16 protein-coding genes are annotated in these 19479 nt (G+C 66.0%); 8 read left to right on the forward strand and 8 right to left on the reverse strand.

The window, feature by feature from the left end; genetic code table 11:
• Window positions 1-4: 4 nt before the first annotated feature.
• From QOJ24_RS10585 to QOJ24_RS10600, 4 genes are all read right to left on the reverse strand, one after another.
• Window positions 5-781 carry an SDR family NAD(P)-dependent oxidoreductase gene (locus QOJ24_RS10585; protein ID WP_526260941.1) on the reverse strand — a complete coding sequence of 259 codons (777 nt, stop codon included), beginning with the start codon at window positions 779-781 and terminating at the stop codon, window positions 5-7.
• A 13-nt stretch (window positions 782-794) separates the two neighbouring features.
• Complete coding sequence (gene ttfA / locus QOJ24_RS10590; protein ID WP_526260942.1) at window positions 795-1583, reverse strand: trehalose monomycolate transport factor TtfA; 789 nt, start codon at window positions 1581-1583, stop codon at window positions 795-797.
• A 93-nt stretch (window positions 1584-1676) separates the two neighbouring features.
• Window positions 1677-2135: a hypothetical protein gene (locus QOJ24_RS10595; protein WP_526260943.1), complete on the reverse strand. Its 459-nt coding sequence runs from the start codon at window positions 2133-2135 to the stop codon at window positions 1677-1679.
• A complete protein-coding gene (locus tag QOJ24_RS10600; RefSeq protein WP_526260959.1) occupies window positions 2122-2709 on the reverse strand; it encodes a hypothetical protein in 588 nt (195 codons plus the stop codon). Before QOJ24_RS10600 ends, QOJ24_RS10595 begins: the two co-directional genes overlap by 14 nt.
• A 90-nt stretch (window positions 2710-2799) precedes the next feature.
• Here QOJ24_RS10600 and QOJ24_RS10605 point away from each other — a divergent pair, with 90 nt between their 5' ends.
• Window positions 2800-3612, forward strand: coding sequence for an enoyl-CoA hydratase/isomerase family protein (locus QOJ24_RS10605; protein ID WP_526260944.1), 813 nt, complete (start codon window positions 2800-2802; stop codon window positions 3610-3612).
• Here the strand turns inward: QOJ24_RS10605 and clpB are convergent.
• The gene (gene clpB / locus QOJ24_RS10610) at window positions 3609-6155 is read right to left on the reverse strand and encodes an ATP-dependent chaperone ClpB (RefSeq protein ID WP_526260945.1); all 2547 of its coding nucleotides are present in this window, start codon (window positions 6153-6155) and stop codon (window positions 3609-3611) included. The genes QOJ24_RS10605 and clpB overlap by 4 nt on opposite strands.
• Before the next feature lie 223 nt (window positions 6156-6378).
• Here clpB and QOJ24_RS10615 point away from each other — a divergent pair, with 223 nt between their 5' ends.
• From QOJ24_RS10615 to QOJ24_RS10625, 3 genes are read left to right on the forward strand one after another with little or no spacing between them, the layout of a single operon-like run.
• A complete protein-coding gene (locus QOJ24_RS10615; protein WP_526260946.1) occupies window positions 6379-7188 on the forward strand; it encodes an FAD binding domain-containing protein in 810 nt (269 codons plus the stop codon).
• The gene (locus QOJ24_RS10620) at window positions 7185-9914 is read left to right on the forward strand and encodes a molybdopterin-dependent oxidoreductase (RefSeq protein ID WP_526260947.1); all 2730 of its coding nucleotides are present in this window, start codon (window positions 7185-7187) and stop codon (window positions 9912-9914) included. Before QOJ24_RS10615 ends, QOJ24_RS10620 begins: the two co-directional genes overlap by 4 nt.
• Window positions 9914-10885, forward strand: a complete 972-nt coding sequence (locus QOJ24_RS10625; RefSeq protein WP_526260948.1) for an antibiotic biosynthesis monooxygenase — start codon at window positions 9914-9916, stop codon at window positions 10883-10885. The genes QOJ24_RS10620 and QOJ24_RS10625 overlap by 1 nt, the downstream gene beginning before the upstream one ends.
• Window positions 10886-10889: 4 nt before the next feature.
• Here the strand turns inward: QOJ24_RS10625 and QOJ24_RS10630 are convergent, their stop codons facing one another.
• Entirely contained in the window at window positions 10890-14063 is a 3174-nt protein-coding gene (locus QOJ24_RS10630; RefSeq protein ID WP_526260949.1) for a multicopper oxidase family protein, read from the reverse strand.
• A gap of 86 nt (window positions 14064-14149) precedes the next feature.
• Window positions 14150-14632, reverse strand: a complete 483-nt coding sequence (locus QOJ24_RS10635) for a DUF4440 domain-containing protein (RefSeq protein WP_526260950.1) — start codon at window positions 14630-14632, stop codon at window positions 14150-14152.
• 151 nt (window positions 14633-14783) lie between these two features.
• Between QOJ24_RS10635 and QOJ24_RS10640 the strand changes: the two genes are divergently transcribed.
• The gene (locus tag QOJ24_RS10640; RefSeq protein ID WP_526260951.1) at window positions 14784-15455 is read left to right on the forward strand and encodes a GAP family protein; all 672 of its coding nucleotides are present in this window, start codon (window positions 14784-14786) and stop codon (window positions 15453-15455) included.
• Here the strand turns inward: QOJ24_RS10640 and QOJ24_RS10645 are convergent.
• Window positions 15450-16079, reverse strand: coding sequence for a TetR/AcrR family transcriptional regulator (locus tag QOJ24_RS10645; protein ID WP_526260952.1), 630 nt, complete (start codon window positions 16077-16079; stop codon window positions 15450-15452). The two genes, QOJ24_RS10640 and QOJ24_RS10645, sit on opposite strands and share 6 nt — an antisense overlap.
• A 107-nt stretch (window positions 16080-16186) precedes the next feature.
• Here QOJ24_RS10645 and QOJ24_RS10650 point away from each other — a divergent pair, with 107 nt between their 5' ends.
• Genes QOJ24_RS10650 through QOJ24_RS10660 form a run of 3 tightly spaced genes read left to right on the forward strand, consistent with a single transcriptional unit; the run spans window position 16187 to window position 19307 of the window.
• Window positions 16187-17197: an ABC transporter permease gene (locus QOJ24_RS10650; RefSeq protein ID WP_526260960.1), complete on the forward strand. Its 1011-nt coding sequence runs from the start codon at window positions 16187-16189 to the stop codon at window positions 17195-17197.
• 18 nt (window positions 17198-17215) lie between these two features.
• Window positions 17216-18382, forward strand: a complete 1167-nt coding sequence (locus QOJ24_RS10655) for an FAD-binding oxidoreductase (RefSeq protein ID WP_526260953.1) — start codon at window positions 17216-17218, stop codon at window positions 18380-18382.
• A gap of 25 nt (window positions 18383-18407) precedes the next feature.
• Window positions 18408-19307, forward strand: a complete 900-nt coding sequence (locus tag QOJ24_RS10660; protein ID WP_526260954.1) for an aldose 1-epimerase — start codon at window positions 18408-18410, stop codon at window positions 19305-19307.
• The last annotated feature ends 172 nt before the right edge of the window (window positions 19308-19479 follow it).

Below are 19479 nucleotides of genomic sequence, written 5' to 3' on the forward strand. Positions count from 1 at the left end.
CGACTCAGGTACGGCCACGGCCCTTGGCCACTGTTTTGTTGATGCGGCGCACCAGGTTTCGCGGTACCAACCGACCCGCGGTGGTGAGTGCCTTGTACTGCACGCCAGGGACGATGACGACGTTGCCCTTTGCGGCGTCAGCCAGACAGTCCCGCACGACGTCTTCCACCTCCAGCCACAGGAACGACGGGGTGCCGTCCATCTCGATGCCTGCGCGCTCGTGGAACTCGGTGCGCACGAATCCGGGGCACAACGCGTGCACGCCGACGCCCGTGCCGCCCAGGCCGTTGGCCAGACCTTCAGTGAACGACACCACCCATGCTTTCGATGCGGAATAGGTCGATCCCCGTCCGGGCAGCAGCCCCGCGACGCTGGCGACGTTGATGACGGTGCCCTCGTTCGCGTCCAGCATCGGCGGCAGCGCGGCGTGCGTCAGCTGCATGACCGCGGTGACGTTGACGTCCAGCTGTGACTGCAGCACCGACAGGCTCGCGGTCCAGAACTCGCCGGAGGTGCCGAAGCCGGCGTTGTTGACCAGTACCCGGACCCCGGCGGACAGCCGGTCGGCGACCTTGGCGCGGTCAGCGGCCTCCGCGAGGTCGGCGGGCAGCACTTCGACGGTGGCGCCTGCCTCATTGTGCAGCTCGGCGGCGAGTAGCTCCAGCCGCTCGACATCGCGGGCGACCAGAACCAGGTCGTATCCGTCGATGGCGTAGCGCCGCGCAAAACCGGCGCCAAGACCGGATGTCGGTCCGGTGATCAAAGCGACGGGACGCAGCATGCAGACAGGTTACTTACCGCTGATAGTGCGGTGACTGGCGGCCGTTTCGCGGTGGCTGACGGCGCAGGGCCGGGTCCGAGCGGTCGGCGTCGGCAGGTGGCTGGGCATACCCCGCCTCTGTGGGAGCCGGCTTGGCCGGGCGCCCGGGTGCCGCGGCCCGACGGGCGGGTTGGCTCGCCGCAGCGCCGGTCTGCGGTATCGGCGGCAACACCCTCAGCAAGTCGTTGAACTGCCGCACGGTCCGCAGGCCTTCGTCCCACTGGGCGCGTGTGCTGGTGACCGGCATGCTGACCAGCGTCCAGTGCTGCTCGTTCCACATGATCTCGGCGCAGTCGGGCGCGGTGTGGGCGAACGTCACCATGCGGCGATCGCAGGCGCGCCGGGCGGCGTCGAGGTTGGTGGAATACACCATCCGCGGGCCGATCGCGCCGAGCAGCCAGATGTCGTTCTCGCGCGGTTCCTTGATGCCCTTGAGCCGCAGATCGACCACCACGTTGGTGCCGACCTTGCGGTGCAGGGCGATGACCGTCGCGACATCCTCGAGGTCGAAGATGAATACCGCCTCGCCGCGGATCTGTCCGAGCACCACGTTCTTGGCGCTGATGTCGCCGACGGTCGACATGACGCCGCGCTTCCAGCGCCGGATCAGGTCGTCCGACTCGTGCTCGTAGTCGAAGCCGTGCGACTTCGCCCATGACTTACGACGCCGTCCCAAACCGCGCCGACGATCGATGTCGACGTAGAGCAACACGGCCGCACCCACGAAACAGAGTGCAGACAGCGTGAACCAGAGGGGCACCATTACCCCTAGCCTATCTGCTCAGGGGTATATAGCCAGAACTCGAGCAGGTCACAACCCAATTGCGCGTGCCCCCATGCGTCACATCGGCCAGTACTAGACCGCGAGCAGGCGTTCGAAGAATTCCCGGTAGCGCTTGAGCGCGATTCGCAGGTCCTCGGTCGAGACCTCTTCGCCTCGACTCCACTGCTCCTCGAGGTGCGCGCGGGCGCCGGAAAAAGACGTCGTGAGCTTGTCGACGACATCGGCGACCAGACCGTCGGCCTTCTGCACGCAGTCGCGGGGATCGTCGACGAAGGCCGACTGCACCTCGACCCAGCGTGAGCGCATGTCCGTCAGCTCGCTGTCAGCGAACAGCATCGCATCAGACAAATCCGCTGTGTCGGTGGGCGCGTGACTGGGGTTGTCGGGTGCGTGGCCAGTCTCCGTGGGATTCGCGAAACCGCCTGTGGTGTCGGCACTTTCCACAGGAGGTTCCATGGGTTGCGGCTCTGCGGGCCGATCGGTGCGCACTGTCTGGTCCGCCGTTTCGGGCTGCATGTCATGCGTGGTCATGTTCCTGCCTCCGTTGTTCGTCGTTGACGTGCTGCGGCTCGGGGTCGGACCCGAGTAACCGGTCGAAGAGTGCGCGGTAGTGCACGAATGCCTGCCGCGCGTCCTCGGTGTTGATCTCGCCGCCCCGCTGCGACTGATAGATCGCGTGGGCGCCGCGGTAGTTCTCGACGATGTCCGGATGATCGACAGAGATGTCGGCGGCCCGCTGATCGAAGTCGTCGATCGGATAACCGCGCTCGCGCATCACCCGCGTCACCAGGCGCTCGGCCCGTCCGACGGCGTCGGTCGGGGCGTCGACGAACTCGGTCTGCACCGTCCGCCAGGTCGCTGCGTGCTCGGCCCGAGCCGCCGGCGTCAGCTCGACGATGTCCAGCTTCTTGCGCTTCTTCTCGCGTGCGACCAGCTCGGCTTCTGCGGCACGCTGCTCGCCGACTTCGCCGACCGTGCGTTCGTATTCCGGGCCGAAGTGCTGCTGCAGCCGTGTTGACCGTCTGCGTCGGCTCAGCGACCACACGATGACGATCACTGCAGCGACGACCAAGACCGCGATGAGAACCCACACCATCTCAGACATTTGATTGACCTCCTCGTCAATGAAGAGGAGTGCCCCGCAGCGGTCCGACGGAAACGTCAATTTGTGATCCACGTCGCATAGCGTCTCGGTATGGCCTACGACAAATACGAACTTCTGCACGTCACCGTCGACCGTGGTGTCTGCCGGGCGACCATCGACCATCCGCCCATCAACCTGCTCGATGTGCCGCTGATCGGGGAGATCGGCCGCCTGACGCAGGAGGTCGGGGCGGACGACGACGTGCGGGTGCTGATCGTCGACTCCGCCGATCCGGAATTCTTCATCGCACACGCGGACGTCGAACTGATACAGGGACTTTCGACGGACGACACCTCGCTGCACGACGAACTGTCGATGTTCCACGCCTTCACAGAACAGTTGCGAACTTTGCCGCAGGCCACCATCGCGGTGATCGAGGGCGTCTGCCGCGGTGGCGGAAGTGAGCTCGCGATGGCATTCGACATGCGCTACGCCGCGCTGAACAAAGCCCGCTTCGGCCAACCGGAGGTGGCGGTCGGAATCATCCCCGGCGGAGGCGGCACGCAACGGCTCCCCCGCCTCGTCGGCCGTGGGCGCGCGCTCGAGGTCATCCTCGGGTGCATGGACGTCGACGCGGCGACCGCCGCGGCGTGGGGCTACGTCGACCGCGCACTGCCAGCAGACGAACTGCGCCGCTTCGTCGACACGCTGGCCGCTCGCATCGCGTCATCGCCACTCGAGGCCATTTCGCGCGCCAAGCGCGCAGTCGACGCCGCGTTGGGCGATGTGACCGCGGGGCTGCGCGCCGAGGATCAGCTGTTCCGGGATGCGCTGGCGCAGCCGGTCGCACGCCAACGGCTGCAGGCGATCCTCGACGCAGGCGCCCAGACCCGCGAGTTCGAGCTCGGCGAGATCAGGCCCTAGCCCAGTACGAGCCCGTCGCCGTCCGGAGTGACGTTGACCGGCACGACGTCGCCGTCGTGCACGTCGCCCGCAAGCAGCAGCTTCGCGAGCTGATCGCCGATGGCCTGCTGGATCAGCCTGCGCAGCGGACGCGCTCCGTAGAGCGGATCGAAGCCGCGTTCGGCCAGCCACTTCTTGGCGGGAAGCGACACCTCGAGCGTGAGCCGCCGCGCGGCCAGCCGCTTCGCCAGCTGCTGCAGCTGGATGTCGACGATCGACACCAGCTCCTCGGGGTTGAGCCCGTCGAAGATGATCACGTCATCGAGCCGGTTGAGGAACTCGGGCTTGAACGCCGAGCGCACCGCGGCCATCACCTGTTCCTCGGTGCCGCCTGCGCCGAGGTTGCTCGTCAGGATCAGGATCGTGTTGCGGAAGTCGACCGTGCGGCCCTGCCCGTCGGTCAACCGACCTTCGTCGAGCACAGCCAGCAGCACGTCGAACACATCTGGGTGGGCCTTCTCGATCTCGTCGAACAGGATCACCGTGTACGGACGCCGTCGTACCGCCTCGGTCAGCTGACCGCCCTGGTCGTAGCCGATGTAGCCGGGTGGCGCACCGACGAGTCGGGCCACCGAGTGCTTCTCGCCGTACTCGCTCATGTCGATGCGGACCATCGCGCGCTCGTCGTCGAACAGGAACTCCGCCAACGCTTTTGCCAGCTCCGTCTTACCGACGCCCGTCGGTCCGAGAAACATGAACGAGCCCGTCGGACGGTTCGGGTCGGCAACGCCTGCCCTGCTGCGCCGGACCGCGTCGGACACGGCCTGCACGGCCTTGGTCTGTCCGACGACGCGCTTGCCGAGCTCGTCCTCCATGCGCAGCAGCTTGGCGGTTTCGCCCTCGAGCATGCGCCCCGCCGGAATACCGGTCCACGCGGAGACGACGTCGGCGATGTCGTCGGGGCCGACCTCCTCCTTGAGCATGACGTTCTCGCGGGCCTCGGCCTGAGGTATGGCCGCATCGAGCTTCTTCTCGAGCTCGGGGATGCGCCCGTAACGCAGTTCGGAAGCCTTGGCCAGATCGCCGTCGCGCTCGGCCCTGTCGGCCTCACCACGCAGCGTGTCCAGCTGTTCCTTGAGTTCGCGGACCACGTCGATGGCGCTCTTCTCGTTCTGCCAACGGGTGGTCAGCTCCGCGAGCTTCTCCTTGTAGTCGGCCAACTCGGCGCGCAGCTTCTCCAGCCGGTCCTTGGATGCGGCGTCTTCCTCCTTGGCCAGCGCCATCTCCTCGATCTCTAGGCGACGGACGAGCCGTTCGACCTCGTCGATCTCGACGGGCCGGGAGTCGATCTCCATCCGCAGCCGCGACGCGGCCTCGTCGACAAGGTCAATCGCCTTGTCCGGCAGGAAACGTGAGGTGATGTACCGGTCGGACAGCGTCGCCGCCGCGACGAGCGCGGAGTCGGTGATGCGCACGCCGTGGTGCACCTCGTAGCGGTCCTTGAGGCCGCGCAGGATGCCGACGGTGTCGTCGACCGACGGCTCCCCGACCAGCACCTGCTGGAAGCGACGCTCCAACGCGGCGTCCTTCTCGATGTACTTGCGGTACTCGTCGAGCGTGGTGGCGCCGACCATCCGCAGTTCGCCGCGGGCCAGCATCGGCTTGATCATGTTGCCCGCGTCCATCGCGCCTTCGCCGGTCGCTCCGGCACCCACGATGGTGTGCAGCTCGTCGATGAACGTGATGATCTGGCCCGCCGAGCTTTTGATCTCGTCGAGGACGGACTTGAGGCGTTCCTCGAATTCGCCGCGGTACTTGGCGCCCGCGACCATCGAGCCGAGATCCAGCGAGACCACGGTCTTGTCGCGCAGGCTCTCCGGCACGTCGCCGTCGATGATGCGCTGGGCCAGGCCCTCGACGATGGCGGTCTTGCCGACGCCGGGCTCACCGATGAGCACCGGGTTGTTCTTGGTGCGCCGGCTCAGCACCTGTACGACGCGACGAATCTCGTTGTCACGCCCGATGACCGGATCTAGTTTGCCTTCGCGGGCGCGCGCGGTCAGGTCGGTGGAGTACTTCTCCAGCGCCTGATAGCTGCCCTCGGGGTCGGCGCTTGTGACGCGAGCGCTGCCGCGCACCTTCACGAATGCCTCACGCAGCGCTTGCGGGGACGCACCGTGGCCCGTGAGCAGCTTGGCGACATCGGAGTCGCCGGTGGCCAAACCGACCATCAGGTGCTCGGTCGAGACGTACTCGTCGTCCATCTCGGTGGCCAGGTTCTGCGCCGTGGTGATCGCCGCGATGGATTCGCGGGACAGCTGCGGCTGCGAGCTTGCGCCACTGGCGGTGGGCAGCCGGTCGAGTAGCCGTTGCGTCTCGGTGCGAACGGTCGCGGGTTCGACGCCGACGGCCTCCAGTAGAGGGGCGGCAATGCCATCGTTCTGAGTGAGCAGTGCCATCAATAAGTGGGCAGGCATGATCTGCGGGTTGCCTGCGGTGGTCGCCGCCTGCAACGCCGCGGTCAGCGCAGCCTGGGTCTTGGTCGTCGGGTTGAACGAGTCCACGACACCTCCGATCGTTTCTAGAGAAAATGCTGGTCGTATTGGTCAACGCCGTCAAGGTTGAGTCTGTTCCGCTCAACTTTAACTTCTTTTCCGAGCGACGGACCACTGGCAAATGGCTGGATGGCTGATCGATCGCCTTCGGTCTTGGGATTCGGTGTCTACAGTCAGCTACGCGGCGTTGTCACCCAGCCCTCGGCGTCCCATTCTTCGAAGGGTCATTGACGTGGACATCAACACCATCACCGAGGTCGTCAGGCGACCTTCCGAATGTCCCGGCAGCGACTGGCGCGACGGCGATGCATGGTTAGCCGGCGGCACGTGGCTGTTCTCCGACCAGCAACCCGACCTGCGTCGCCTCATCGACCTGATGCCGCTCGGCTGGAACGGACTGACCACCAGCGAAGCGGGCCTGGAGATCGGCGCGATGTGCACGGTCCGCGACCTCTATGCGTTCGCGGCACCAGCCGACTGGCGCGCCGCACCGCTGTTCACCACCAGCTGCGAGGCGTTTCTCGCATCGTTCAAGGTGTGGAACTCCGCCACCGTCGGCGGCAACATCTGCATGTCGCTGCCCGCGGGGCCGATGATCACCATGACCGTTGCACTCGAGGCCAACTACACCCTGCAGGCAACGGACGGGTCCGAACGCACCGTCGACGCGGCCGACTTCGTCACCGGCGACCACGAGAACGTTCTCGCGCCGGGCGAACTGCTGCGCAAGATCGACATCCCGGCCGACGCGCTGCGGAAGCGCCACGCCAACCGGCGATTTACCCTGACGCACCTCGGCCGGTCCACCATCTTCATGATCGCGACACAGGGCGAAGGCGGCGACTTCCTGCTGACGATCACCGCAGGCACAACCCGACCGATACGGCTCAGGTTCGATTCGGTGCCCGATGCCGACGACCTCCAGGACAGCATCGACGAGATCCCGCACGACGTGTGGTTCGACGATCCGAACGGGACGCCCGACCACCGCAAGCACCTAGCCGCACACTTCGCCGAAGAGCTGCGAGAGGAGCTGGCATGACGTACACCGTCAATGGCGCGATATTCGAAGAGGAGCCGCGACCGGGGCAATGCCTCCGCACATTCGTCCGGTCGCTGGGCTGGCACGGCGTCAAGAAAGGTTGCGACGCAGGCGATTGCGGCGCATGCACGGTGTGGCTGGACGGCGACCCGGTACACAGTTGCATCACCCCCGCGTTCCGCGCCGAGGATCGTGACGTCACCACGATCGAGGGTCTCGGTACACCCGAGAACCTGCACCCGCTGCAGCGGCAGTTCCGCGACGCCCCCGGCTTCCAGTGCGGGTTCTGCACCGCGGGCATGATCATGACCTCGGCGACGTTCACCGACGAGCAGAAGCAGGACCTGCCGCGCGCGCTGAAGGGAAACCTCTGCCGCTGCACGGGATACCGCGCGATCGAGGATGCCGTCAACGGCGTCGTCGACATCGAGGAGGCGGCCCCGGGCGAGGCGGTCGGCACCAGCGTCGGAGCCCCGGCGGCCACCGGCGTGGTCACCGGTCGCGCCGAGTACACAATGGACACCGAGATGGCCGGCATGCTGCACCTGAAGGTGCTGCACTCACCGCACGCGCACGCCCGCATCGTGTCGATCGACAAAACCGCCGCCCTTGCGGTGCCCGGCGTGCACCGCGTCTACACCTGGGAAGACGTCCCGCGCAAGCGTTACAGCACCGCGATTCACACCGACCACCTGGTGGATCCCGACGACACCTACATCCTCGACAACGTCGTTCGGTTCGCGGGCCAGCGGGTGGTGGCGGTGCTCGCCGACACCGTCGGCGCCGCCGAGGAGGGCTGCCGAAAGGTCGACGTCACCTACGAGGTGCTGCCTGCGGTCTTCGACCCCGAAGAGGCGATGAGGGAAGGTGCTCCGCAACTTCACAGCTATGACGACCCGTTCGCGCACGACAAGGACCGCAACATCCTGCTCGAGCTGCACGGTGAGATCGGCGATGTGGCAGCTGGTTTCGCCGAGGCAGACGTCATCCACGAGGGCACCTACTTCTCGCCCCGCGTTCAGCACGCACATCTGGAGACGCACGGCTCGATCGCCTGGATGGAGGATGGTCGGCTCAACGTGCGAACCAGTTCGCAGTCCCCGTCGGTGTGCAAGCTCAAGCTGTCCCACCTCTTCGATCTGCGGCCCGACCAGCTCCGGGTGTTCTGCAAGCGCGTCGGAGGCGGCTTCGGCGGCAAGCAGGAACTGATCTCCGAGGATCTGCCCGCCTTGGCCACACTCGACACGGGACAGCCGGTGTGCTGGGAGTACACCCGCGAGGAGGAGTTCACCACCGCCTCGCCGCGGCATCCGATGAGGATCACGGTCAAGCTCGGCGCGAAGGCCGACGGCACGCTGACGGCCTTCCATTTCCAGAATGTGTCGAACACGGGCGCATACGGCAACCACGGCGGCGAGACACTGTTCGCCGGCGGCGCCGCCATGATGCAATACCGCTGTCCCAACAAGAAATTCGACGGTTTCTCGGTCTACACCAACACGGTGCCCAGCGGTGCGCTGCGCGGATACGGCATGACCCAGCCGACCTTCGCCGTCGAATCGGCCATCACCGAGCTTGCGCTGGCGTTGGATCTCGACCCGATGGAGCTGCGGCGACGCAACGTGATCCGGCCCGGTGACGCGTTGCTGGCCATCGGCGAGCATCCCGACGACGTGATGTTCGCCGAAGACAGCCTGACCGCGTGCATCGACAGGGTCGACGCCGCAATGCAACGCAGCAGTAACGGGCATGCCCTCGGCGAGGACTGGCTGATCGGTACAGGCACCGCGAGTTCGATCCACGAAACCGCGCCGCCGACCGAGCACATCTCCGACGCGTGGGCGACACTGCGTGACGACGGCGTGTACGAGATCGCCGTCGGTACGGTCGAATTCGGTGAAGGCACCTCGACCGCGCACGTGCAGATCGCTGCCAGCGTGCTGGGTACGACGCCGTCGCGGGTGCACCTCGTGCAGTCGGACACCGACCGGACGGGCTTCGACACCGGCGCCTTCGCCAGCGCCGGACTATTCGTCTCCGGCAACGCCGTGCAGAAAGCCTCGACGGCGCTTCGCGATGCCATCCTGCGCTTCGCTGCCGCGCACGCCGGCGTCGCCCCGACAGCATGCTCGCTGCACCATGACGCCGTTAAGTGTGGCGATACCACGGTGCCGCTGACGGAGCTGTTGACGGCGGCCAGGGCACGCCGGATCCGCTTCACGGTGTCCCGCAAGGCATACGGGTCTCCCCGCAGCGTGACGTCCAACGCGCACGGCTTCCGCATCGCGGTGCACCGGATCACCGGCGAGATCCGCATCCTCTACAGCGTTCACGCCGCCGACGCGGGCGTGGTGATCAACCCGGCTCAGGTGCGCGGGCAGATCGAGGGCGGGGTGGCACAGGCCATCGGCTTCGCGCTGACCGAGAACTTCCTCCTCGACGGGAACGGGGTGATGGTCAACCCGAACCTGCGGAACTACCGCATCCCCACCTACGCCGACATCCCCCGCACCGAGGTGATCGTCGTGGAGTCGGCCGATTCGGCCGGGCCGATGGGCGCCAAGGGAATTGCGGAGTCGAACGTGAACCCGGTGGCCCCGGCACTTGCCAACGCTCTGCAGGACGCCACCGGCGTGCGCTACCGTGAGTTGCCGCTGACCCCCGAGCGGATCTACCGCAGGCTCTCGGGAGATCTGGCTGATTCCCCTGAACTGATCGGCAGCTGATGGACACCAGGAACCCGACCGACACCGCGGCCACGGTCATCATCGGACAGACGGTCCGCGCCGGTTCGGAACAGGCCTTCGAGGAATGGCAGAAGGATCTCAACCGGGAGGCGTCCAAGTACCCGGGTTTCCTTGCCGCCGAGATCAATCCGCCTACCGCGGTGCAGCCCGAGTGGATAGTGGTCTACCGCTTCGACTCGATCGCGCATGTTCAGGCCTGGATCAACAGTGCGACCCGGCAGGAGCGGCTGGCTGCCGGGCAGGAGTTCTTCGACGGCCCGGGCACCCAGCAGGTTCTCGGCGGCGGTGCGAGACACTCGGCTCCGCTGGTTACGGTGGCGGTGAGCCATCACGTGCCCCCCGAGAGCGTGGACGAGTTCCTGGCCTGGCAGGACCGGCTTCGCTTGGCGGAGAGCACTTTCCCGGGATTCCGCGGCACCGAGGTGTTCCGCCCGGTCGCCGGTGTGCAGGAGGAGTGGACCACCCTCTACCGCTTCGACACCGCCGCCGACCTGGACCGCTGGCTGGTGTCCGACGAGCGCAGGCAACTGCTGGCCGAGGGTGAGAAGTTCGCCGACTTCAAATCCCGCACTATCGACAACTCGTTCGGCAGCTGGTTCGCGTTCGACGAGCACGGCGCCGAGACACCGCCGCCGTCTGACATCAGGACATCCGTCGCCGTCTGGGTGGGGCTGTATCCCACCGTCGTGCTTCTCTCCCTCGCCCTGTCACCGCTGCACATGCCGCTGTGGCTGGGCCTGCTCATCGGCAACCTGTTCTCCAGCTTCGTCATGACGTTCGTGACGATGCCCTATTACGTCAATCCCCTGCTGAGACACTGGTTGCGACCTCCAGCCAACGTGCCGGAGTCACGCACCAACTGGCGCGGCATCGGCATTTCCGTTGCCGCCCTCGCCTTCTGGACCGTGGTGTTCTACCTCGTCACCAGGGTCTTCTGGCATCTGCCTTGACCCGCTACTGACCGCCGAGCGGCGCCGGAGCCCGCAGCCCCGCAAGCGGCGGTAGCACGGCGATCACCTTCGGCGTCACGGTCGTGGCGGCCGGATCCGGCCTGGCGAGCGCAAGCTTCTGCAGCTCGGCGCGATCAGGGCCGTTCCCGCTGACCAGCAGATCCGCGCCACTGGTGGTGCTCGTGGTCCCGACGGTCACCCCGAGGCCCGCGGCGAACGGCTCGAACGACGCGATCTGGCGGTATTTGATGTCGGCGTCGTGATGATTGGGGTTGTCGGTGTACATGATCGGGAACCCGTCGAGCCGGGACCCGTTCGACCACACCCGGACCGTACCGCGGTCCCCGAGCTGCCCGGTGACGATGCTCTTGGCGCCACCCTCCGCGCCCGCGACCCACCCGGTCGAAAGCGACACCCCGTCCCGGTAGCCCTCGTCGTAGGCCAGGAAGTTCGACGTCATCGTCGGCTCATTCGGCTTGCCGAGATGCTCGGGTACCGTGCCGTTGGCCTGAGCCCGCGCGGTGGGCTTGTAGAGGTCGTAGCGGAAGGTCTTGATCTGCGGCGCATCTCCCGCGCCGGGAGCGGTGACGATGCTCTCGCGTCCCGAGCCGAGCTCAACCATCCCGGTGGCAAGTGTGAGACCGGACTTCGAACCCGGATACGGGGTGAAGGTGGAGAACACCTCGGGCGCAGTGCCTTTGTCGTCGGCCAGCTTGGAGGCGAACACCTTCACCTGCGACTCGATCCCGGATCCTGTACCGACGATGATGTTGTCGGACAACGCGTTTCCGTCGATGTCGGCGCCGGCGACGGCGACACCCCCGGTGAATCCGGCGTCGAACGGGTTGAAGCGGGCCAACTCCGCGGTGAAGCGGCCCTGCGACGAGTCGTTGCCGTCATAGGCGACGACCTGTGATTCGGTTCCAGGCCCGGTGCCGACGACCAGGTCCAGAATCATGTCGCCGTTGACGTCGGCCATCGCGACGGACGGGGTGCCCTCGAAACCCGGGAAGGGAGTGACATAGGCGATCACCTTGTCTCCGTTGCCGTCATGAATCTGCACCGACGCCGGCTTTCCGCCTGCGCCCGGCACCGCGACCGCATACGTCGACACCTGGGGAATGACGTTGATCGTCATCATCAGCCCGTTGTCCTCGTGGTTGAGCCGGTGGCAGTGCACGACATATGTGCCCGCGTACTCGATGAAATCCGACCGCAACGTCAGCGACGAGGTCTTGGTCGCGGTGTCGTTCTCGTCGATCTCCGGCGGTGGGACGTTCGCGTTGTCGATACCGAACGGCTGGACTCCGGTGGTGGTGCCGATGAGTGGACTGACCACCTGTTGGACCTGAAAGTCGTTGACGTGGATGTGGATCGGATGGCTGTCGTTGTTGAAGTTGGTGAAGCCCCATTCCTCGACGGAGTTCAGTCGGGGTTGGATCAGGGGCACGTTCGGGAAGATGTTGTCCTGGAACTGGTAGGTGAAGGCCTTGGGGTCGTTCTTGGCGTATCTGTCGTCGAAGCCACCGCCGATCTCGAACCCGCGTTTGACGTCCGGCTCCATCACCGACGTGTCGACGAACGACGTGTAGGCATCCAGGTTCTGGCCCGGCTCGAACGCGGTCGTCTGCCCCTCACCGCTATCGGGCGTGACCTTCAACAGCGTCTGCGTCGGGAACGTGAAGAACCCGTCTCTGGCTGCGATGTACTTGGGGTCGATCGTCACCTTGCCCAACACGGCGGGAGAGTTATCGGTGCCGTTGTTCGTGTAGAGCACGCCGGGTTCGTCGATGCCCTTGACGCCGGGGCCTGGCGGCATGTCCACGACGAGGTCACCGGTCTTCGGCATGGTCACCGCGACGGCGTAGCGCGACCCCGGCGGAATCTCGAGGTACGTTCCGTCGCCGTCGACGGGGCGCTGCACCTGGGTGTAGGGGTTGCCGTCCTGGCCGACGACGGCGAATTTCGGATGGTTGCCCGTCGCCGTCTCGGTGAATCGCAATGGCACGAAGGCGATGTCGCTCATGTTGGCGAACACCCAGATCTCGGTCTGGCCCGGCTTGACTTTCATCTCCGGCTGGAACTGTCCGTTGATGGTGAACTGCACGTCGCGTTGGTTCTCCGGCAGCTCGGGGTTGGCCGGGATGGTCTTCGTCGGGCTGGTGAACGTCTGCAGGTTCTGCGGAATGAACTGGTTCTGCCCGCGGTGGTTATGGATCGACAGAGGCCCGGCAAACCAGTTGGTGAAGAACTCGGCACCCTTCGAACTCTTCGCGAAGTTCACCGGCGCCAGGCTCGGTCGGTACGTCCCGTCGGCGAGCTGGTTGCCCTCGGGTGGCTTCAGCGTGCTGACCCACTGCTCCCAGTACGGGTTGTTCAGTTGGTGCCCGCCATTTTTCCGGTCGAAGACGAAGTTGTACTGCAGGGCCATGTTGCGAATCGGGATGTTGTTCTTCGTGACCAGTGGCAGGTTGCCGTCGGGGCGGCCGATCTCCAACATGCCCGCCAATCCCATGTAGGTCTGTTGGGCGGTGACGGTGTGGCGGTGGCTGTGATACCAGTAAAGGCCGTTGGGCATGTTCGACGGCACGGCATAGTCGTACGTGTTGCCCATGCCCGCCGGAATCGACAGCAGCACGTTGTCGGCGTTGCCCGACGGGCTGACGTGCAGTCCGTGGGTGTGCAGGTTCAGCGGCGCGTCCCGCAGCACCGTCGGATAGATCGGAATATCTTTGCCTGCGGCGATGTATGTCTGCGCGTTGAAGTCGTCGATCGTGAGACCTTGAAGGTCGTTGTCGTAGTGGACGATCAGGCGTTCGCCGGGGTCGACGCGCAGCGTCGGCGCGGGATATACGTTGTCGTTCTTGGTCGATCCGTCCGAGCTGGTGCCCTTGATCAGCTCGTAGCCGAAGACCAGGAAGTTGGTGACGGGCTCTTTCACCGTGTCCAGGTTGACGGTGCCTTGACGGGCCGAGAGTCGAACTTCGAGCACACCGTCCTTGCTAGACAGCCTGACCGGTTCCCGGAACGGCGCAGGCTTGCCTTCCGGCCCTGCGTTGACACCGGCCTGTGGCGCGGGCGCCGACTTCTCCTTGGCGCAGCCCGTCATCATCGCGGTCATCGAGATGACCGTGACAAGCGCGACAAGGAAGATCGAGTTGCTGCAAAGGCGCCGCATTTGAGCTCCAATTCCGGAGTTGCGTACTGACCAGCAAAAACACTACCCAGCGTGGCTCACGCTGGTGGCAAATCCGCAGGAGCCGATTATTCGAGCGTGGTCTCTTGGGCGGAAAGCGCCATCCATGTTCGGTTCTGCAGCACGAAGACGTCGGTGAACCGCTCGCGCGCCAGCACTTCGCCGCCGTCAACGAGGGTGTTCACTCCGTGAATCACCGCCGTGTCTCCCGCGATGTCGACGAGCTGATCGGACGGATTCATCGTGAACGACACCTTCTCCATGCCAGCGACCTCCTGAGCGCGATCGAGCAGCAGGCCGTCGGAGTTGATGTGCTTGAAGCCCGGCGCCAGAATCGATTCCACCGTTGTGCGGTCGCCGTCGGTGATGGCCGTCAGCCAGCGCAGCTCCTGTGCGAGCACGTCGGCGCACGGACCGCTGTCGATCGCGACCGCAGCGGTGGACGCGATGTCCGAGCAGCTGTCGGCTCGCGCGGTGGCCTGCGGCACGGTCAAGATGGCAACAGTCAGCGCGAAAACCGCCGCGCACTTGACCAAAGCGGATCGCGTCATGGCAGGCGAGTATGTCAGCCAGGCAGCATGTAGGACGGCAAATCGGCGATCGAGTCGTCCATCCTGTCGAACTAGGACGGCGGCAAATGGTAGAGGAGCAGCCTCCTGGCTTGCTACGTTCTGCTGTGACGATGCGGCGAAAGGGCAGGTGATGGCGGGCGATTGGGGATCGGTTCTGACCGAACTCATTCCGCTCGCGCTGGTGGTCGCGCTGTCGCCGCTGTCGATCATCCCGGCCGTGCTGGTGTTGCACACGGCGCGACCCCGGCCCACGGGTCTGGCGTATCTGGCCGGCTGGCTCGTCGGCCTTGCGGCGCTGACGGCGATCTTCGTCGAGGTGTCCAACCTCATGGGCGGCGTGCGTGACAAACCGCCGGGATGGGCTTCCTGGCTACGCGTCGTCATCGGCGCGGCGTTGGTCGTTTTCGGTGTCTACCGGTGGCTGACACGCAACCGCTCGTCGCACACCCCGCGATGGATGCAGAGCATGAGCAAGCTGACCCCGCCCAAGGCGGCAGGCATGGCCGCGATCCTGACGGTGGCCAACCCAAAGGTGTTGTTCATCTGTGCGGCAGCGGGTTTGGCGATCGGTACCGCCGGCCTCGACAGTCATCGCGTGTGGATTGCCGAGATCTGGTACGTCACCGTGGCCGCCTCGACGGTAGCGATCCCAATTCTGGCCTACGCGGTGTCCGGCGACCGCCTGCACGAACCTCTCACCCGGCTCAAGGATTGGATGGAACGCCAGCACGCCACACTCGTCGCCGCGATTCTGGTCGTCATCGGTCTTCTTGTGTTGTACAAGGGAATTCACGGCTTATAGCGCAGGCAGACCCAGCTCCTCGGCCGACGCCGTGAGGTAGCGGGTCACCGACGGACCGATGAGGTTGACGACGTCGTCGGCCGGCAGCGTGGCCAGTGGCGGCACGCGCATGACATAGCGCAGGATCGCCGTTCCGACCAGGTTGGTCGCGGCCAGCATGGCCCGCAGCCGGGCCTGCTCGCCGCCGCCGAGCGCGTCTGACACCGCGGTCAGCACGTAGCTCTGCATGAAAGCCCGGAACGCCTCGTGCGCGTCGGGGTTCGAGGTTGCCGACTGCAGCATCGCGACCATGCTGGCGCCGGTGTCCCGGTGCTCCCAGATCCCCAGGTATGTGCGCACCATTCGGGTGCCGATGTCATCGTCACCCTCGGTGAGTGCTGCGACGAGCGCGTCGGCGTCGAGGATCAAACGAAGCGATTCCCGGAAGAGTTCGGCCTTCGACCCGAACAGATAGAGCACCATCGACGGGTCGACACGCGCATCGCTGGCGATCGCGCGCAGCGTCGTCTTCTCGTAACCCTCCACCGCGAACCGCTGCTTGGCCGCGCGCAGCACCGCGTCCCGCGACACCGGCTCGCCTTGCCGCCTTCCGCGGCGGCTCGTCGTCTTCGCTGGTGGAGACACACTCCGACGATATCATTTCAATCAATGTTGAAATTTGACGGTCGCGGCGTTACGCTCACCGCTGACAGGAAATTCAACGTCGGATGAAAAGCGAGTGAGCAATGACAATGCAGTCGCTCTCGAGTCCCTCCCATCACGCCGCCCCGGCCCATCAACCCCCTGCCGCGCTGCGCGCGAGCGGTGTCGTCGGGGTGCTGGCTGTGGTGATCGCGATCGTGGCGATCGCCTTCGCCCTGCCCGCCGCGCGGTCGAAGCCGCACGACGTCCCGATCGGCGCGGCGGGCCCGCAGGCGGCCAGCGGTCAAGTTGCCGACATCCTCGAGAAGAACGCGCCTGGCGCGTTCGAGATCACCTATTACCCGGGCGAGGCGGCGCTGCGCGACGCCATCCGCAATCGAGATGTGTACGGCGGCGTCTCGTTCGGTCCGGATAGCCGGACCCTGCTGATCGCGACCGGCGCGAGCCCGACCGTCGCGCAGCTGCTGAGCCAGGTCGGCACGGGCATCGCCCAGCACGCCGGCGTGGCGCTTCGAACCGAGGACATGGCTCCGCCGACCGCCGAGGACCCGCGTGGAGCCGGGCTTGCGGCGTCCGCGCTGCCGATCACGTTGGCGGGTCTGCTGCCAGCGGTCGCGCTCGTGCTCGTGCTTCGCCGTGAGGTGTGGACCCGGTTCGCGGCCGCCGTGGTGTTCGCGGGGCTTGCCGGCGCGACCATCGCCGCGCTGCTGCGGTTCGTGCTCGGCTCGATCGACGCGAATTTCTGGGGGGTTGCCGGCGGCCTGGCTCTCGGCGCGCTTGCTTCAGGGCTGTCGATGCTGGGCCTCGGCTCGCTGTTCGGCCGCGCCGGGCTGGCTGTCGGGGCGCTGCTCGCGCTGTTGCTGGGCAACCCGTTGTCGGGGCTGACCAGTGCACCCGAATTACTGCCAAGCGGATGGGGCGCCCTTGGTCAGTGGTTGCCGCAGGGCGCCAATGCCACACTGTTGCGCTCGACGGCGTTCTTCGGTGGCTCGGGGGCAACGATGGCGATCGTCGTGCTGGCCGGATGGGCCACCGTCGGAGCCGCGTTGGTCGTGATTGCCGCGATCCGTACCGGCAAGGGTGGGCGGTTTCCCGGCTGATACCTACACTCAAACGACGTGGGACTCGACGACCGCGACGGGCTGCGGATGCTGCGCGACGCGGTCGACCCACGCCTCGGCGGCGAAGACCTGATCCGCGGGTTCTATACCAAGTGGTTCGCCATCGACTTGGCGGTGCGTGACCTTTTCCCGCCCGATCTGGGCGGCCAATTCACGGTGTTCAGTCAGGCCTTGACGTGGCTGTTCGGTGAGCTCATCGACCAGCGGGCCGAGGAGCCCGTCGCGTTTCTGGCGCAGCTGGGCCGCGATCATCGCAAATACGGAGTGGTGCAGAGCCACTACTTCAGCATGCACGAGGCGCTCTACACGACGCTGCGCGGCAAGCTGAGCGACAACTGGGACGACAAGCTCGACGACACCGCACGTGCCGCCCTCGAGTTGTTCATCGGCGTCATGCGCGGCGCCGCGGATGCAGAGCAGGGGCCGCCGTTCTGCGACGGAACCGTCGTAGAGCTGAACCGGGTCTCCCGAGACATTTCGGTGGTGCGGCTTGCGCTGGACCAACCGCTGGCCTACTTCGCGGGCCAGTACGTCACCGTGCAGGTGCCGCAGTGGCCGCGGCGCTGGCGCTACCTCAGCCCGGCCATGCCGCCCGACCCCGGCGGCGCCATCGAATTTCACGTTCGCTCGGTCGCGGGCGGAATGGTCAGCCCCACCGTCGTCGGCGAGACTCGACCCGGTGACCGCTGGCGGTTGTCGAATCCGCACGGCGGCATGAAGATCGACCGGGATGGCGGGGACGTGTTGATGGTCGCGGGCAGCACCGGGCTGGCGCCGCTGCGGGCGCTCATCATGGACCTCACCCGGTGGGGGGTGAACCCGAGGGTGCATCTGTTCTTCGGCGGGCGCTACCCGTGCGAGCTGTACGACCTACCCACGCTGTGGCAGATCGCGTCGCAGAACCCGTGGCTGTCGGTGTCGCCGGTTTCGGAGTTCCGCAAGAACCCGCCGTGGGCCGCCGACTACCCCGACGTGCAACCGCCCCGCGGACTTCATGTGCACCAGACCGGCAGGCTGCCCGAGGTGGTGACGAAGTACGGAAACTGGGGCGACAGACAGATCCTGATCTGTGGCGGCCCCGACATGGTGACCGCGACGAAGGAAGCGCTGATCGCCAAAGGCGCTCCGGCAGAACGTATCCAGCACGATCCGTTGGCCGGCTGACGTCACCCATGGCAGGATCGCGGCCATGGGTGAGTTCGAGTCGGTAACTCTGCGCGACCCGTCGTCGTCGCTGACCGCGACGTACGTTCCAACCGCAGGGATGATCGGCACCTCGCTCGCCGACGACGGCGTCGAACTGCTCGGCCAACGGCGCGGGCTCGATGCCTATGTGGCCGACGGCAAGACCATGGGCATACCGCTGCTGTATCCGTGGGCGAATCGGTTGAGTGGCAACAGCTATCAGGTCAATGGCACAGTCGTCTCGCTGACCGCATCCAACGGCGTACGTGCTGACCCGAACGGCCTGCCCATCCACGGTGTCCTCGCGGCCTGCCCCAACTGGGTGGTCACCGCCAGGTCAGAGAACAGATTGACCGCCGACCTGGACTACGGCGCCGACCCGCGTCGGCTGGCGTCGTTCCCGTTTCCGCACATCCTGACCCAGAAGATCACGTTGGCGGATCGAACCCTCACCGTCGAGACGACAGTGACCCCCACAACCGGTGCGTCGGTACCGCTGTGCTTCGGGTACCACCCCTACTTCGTCATTCCGGATGTGCCGCGCGACGAATGGACGCTCACGACGCCGGACATGCGGCGTCTCCCCGTCGACGGCGGAGGTATCCCGACCGGCCAGACCGAGAACTGGAACACCACCAGCGGACCGCTGGGCGACGTCACCTACGACGACGGCTTCGACGAGGTGGGCGACGGCGCCACGTTCGCACTGGCCGGCGGCGACCGCCGCATCGAAGTGACGTTCGAAAAGGGTTATCCCGCAGCACAGTTGTTCGCCCCGCCGGGCCAGGACCTCATCGCCATCGAGCCGATGGCGGCACCAACGGATGCGCTGACTCGCGGAGACTACAGCTGCGCGTCCGCTGGGAGTTCCGCGACGAGCCGCTTCTCGATCAAGGTGGTGTGAGGACCGACTCTTGGCGGCCAAGATTTGTCGGACCCCTCTGAAACCATGGCGTCATGGCTTCGACCGCAACCTCTTTGGCCGCTGAGGTGCGCCCCAATGAGCGTCTTGAGGTGTTGTTCGAGGAGTTGGCGGAGTTGGCCGGGCAGCGCAATGCGATCGATGCGCGGATCGT

Origin of the sequence: Mycobacterium sp., assembly GCF_032159775.1 — a bacterium.
Classification (GTDB): Bacteria; Actinomycetota; Actinomycetes; order Mycobacteriales; family Mycobacteriaceae; genus Mycobacterium.

What these genes read in the sequence shown, in the direction of transcription:
- QOJ24_RS10585 (WP_526260941.1), bottom strand. Translation starts at nt 781, where the DNA reads ATGCTGCGTCCCGTCGCTTTGATCACCGGACCGACATCCGGTCTTGGC.
- ttfA (WP_526260942.1), bottom strand. Translation starts at nt 1,583, where the DNA reads ATGGTGCCCCTCTGGTTCACGCTGTCTGCACTCTGTTTCGTGGGTGCG.
- QOJ24_RS10595 (WP_526260943.1), bottom strand. Translation starts at nt 2,135, where the DNA reads ATGACCACGCATGACATGCAGCCCGAAACGGCGGACCAGACAGTGCGC.
- QOJ24_RS10600 (WP_526260959.1), bottom strand. Translation starts at nt 2,709, where the DNA reads ATGTCTGAGATGGTGTGGGTTCTCATCGCGGTCTTGGTCGTCGCTGCA.
- QOJ24_RS10605 (WP_526260944.1), top strand. Translation starts at nt 2,800, where the DNA reads ATGGCCTACGACAAATACGAACTTCTGCACGTCACCGTCGACCGTGGT.
- QOJ24_RS10620 (WP_526260947.1), top strand. Translation starts at nt 7,185, where the DNA reads ATGACGTACACCGTCAATGGCGCGATATTCGAAGAGGAGCCGCGACCG.
- QOJ24_RS10625 (WP_526260948.1), top strand. Translation starts at nt 9,914, where the DNA reads ATGGACACCAGGAACCCGACCGACACCGCGGCCACGGTCATCATCGGA.
- QOJ24_RS10630 (WP_526260949.1), bottom strand. Translation starts at nt 14,063, where the DNA reads ATGCGGCGCCTTTGCAGCAACTCGATCTTCCTTGTCGCGCTTGTCACG.
- QOJ24_RS10635 (WP_526260950.1), bottom strand. Translation starts at nt 14,632, where the DNA reads ATGACGCGATCCGCTTTGGTCAAGTGCGCGGCGGTTTTCGCGCTGACT.
- QOJ24_RS10640 (WP_526260951.1), top strand. Translation starts at nt 14,784, where the DNA reads ATGGCGGGCGATTGGGGATCGGTTCTGACCGAACTCATTCCGCTCGCG.
- QOJ24_RS10650 (WP_526260960.1), top strand. Translation starts at nt 16,187, where the DNA reads ATGCAGTCGCTCTCGAGTCCCTCCCATCACGCCGCCCCGGCCCATCAA.
- QOJ24_RS10660 (WP_526260954.1), top strand. Translation starts at nt 18,408, where the DNA reads ATGGGTGAGTTCGAGTCGGTAACTCTGCGCGACCCGTCGTCGTCGCTG.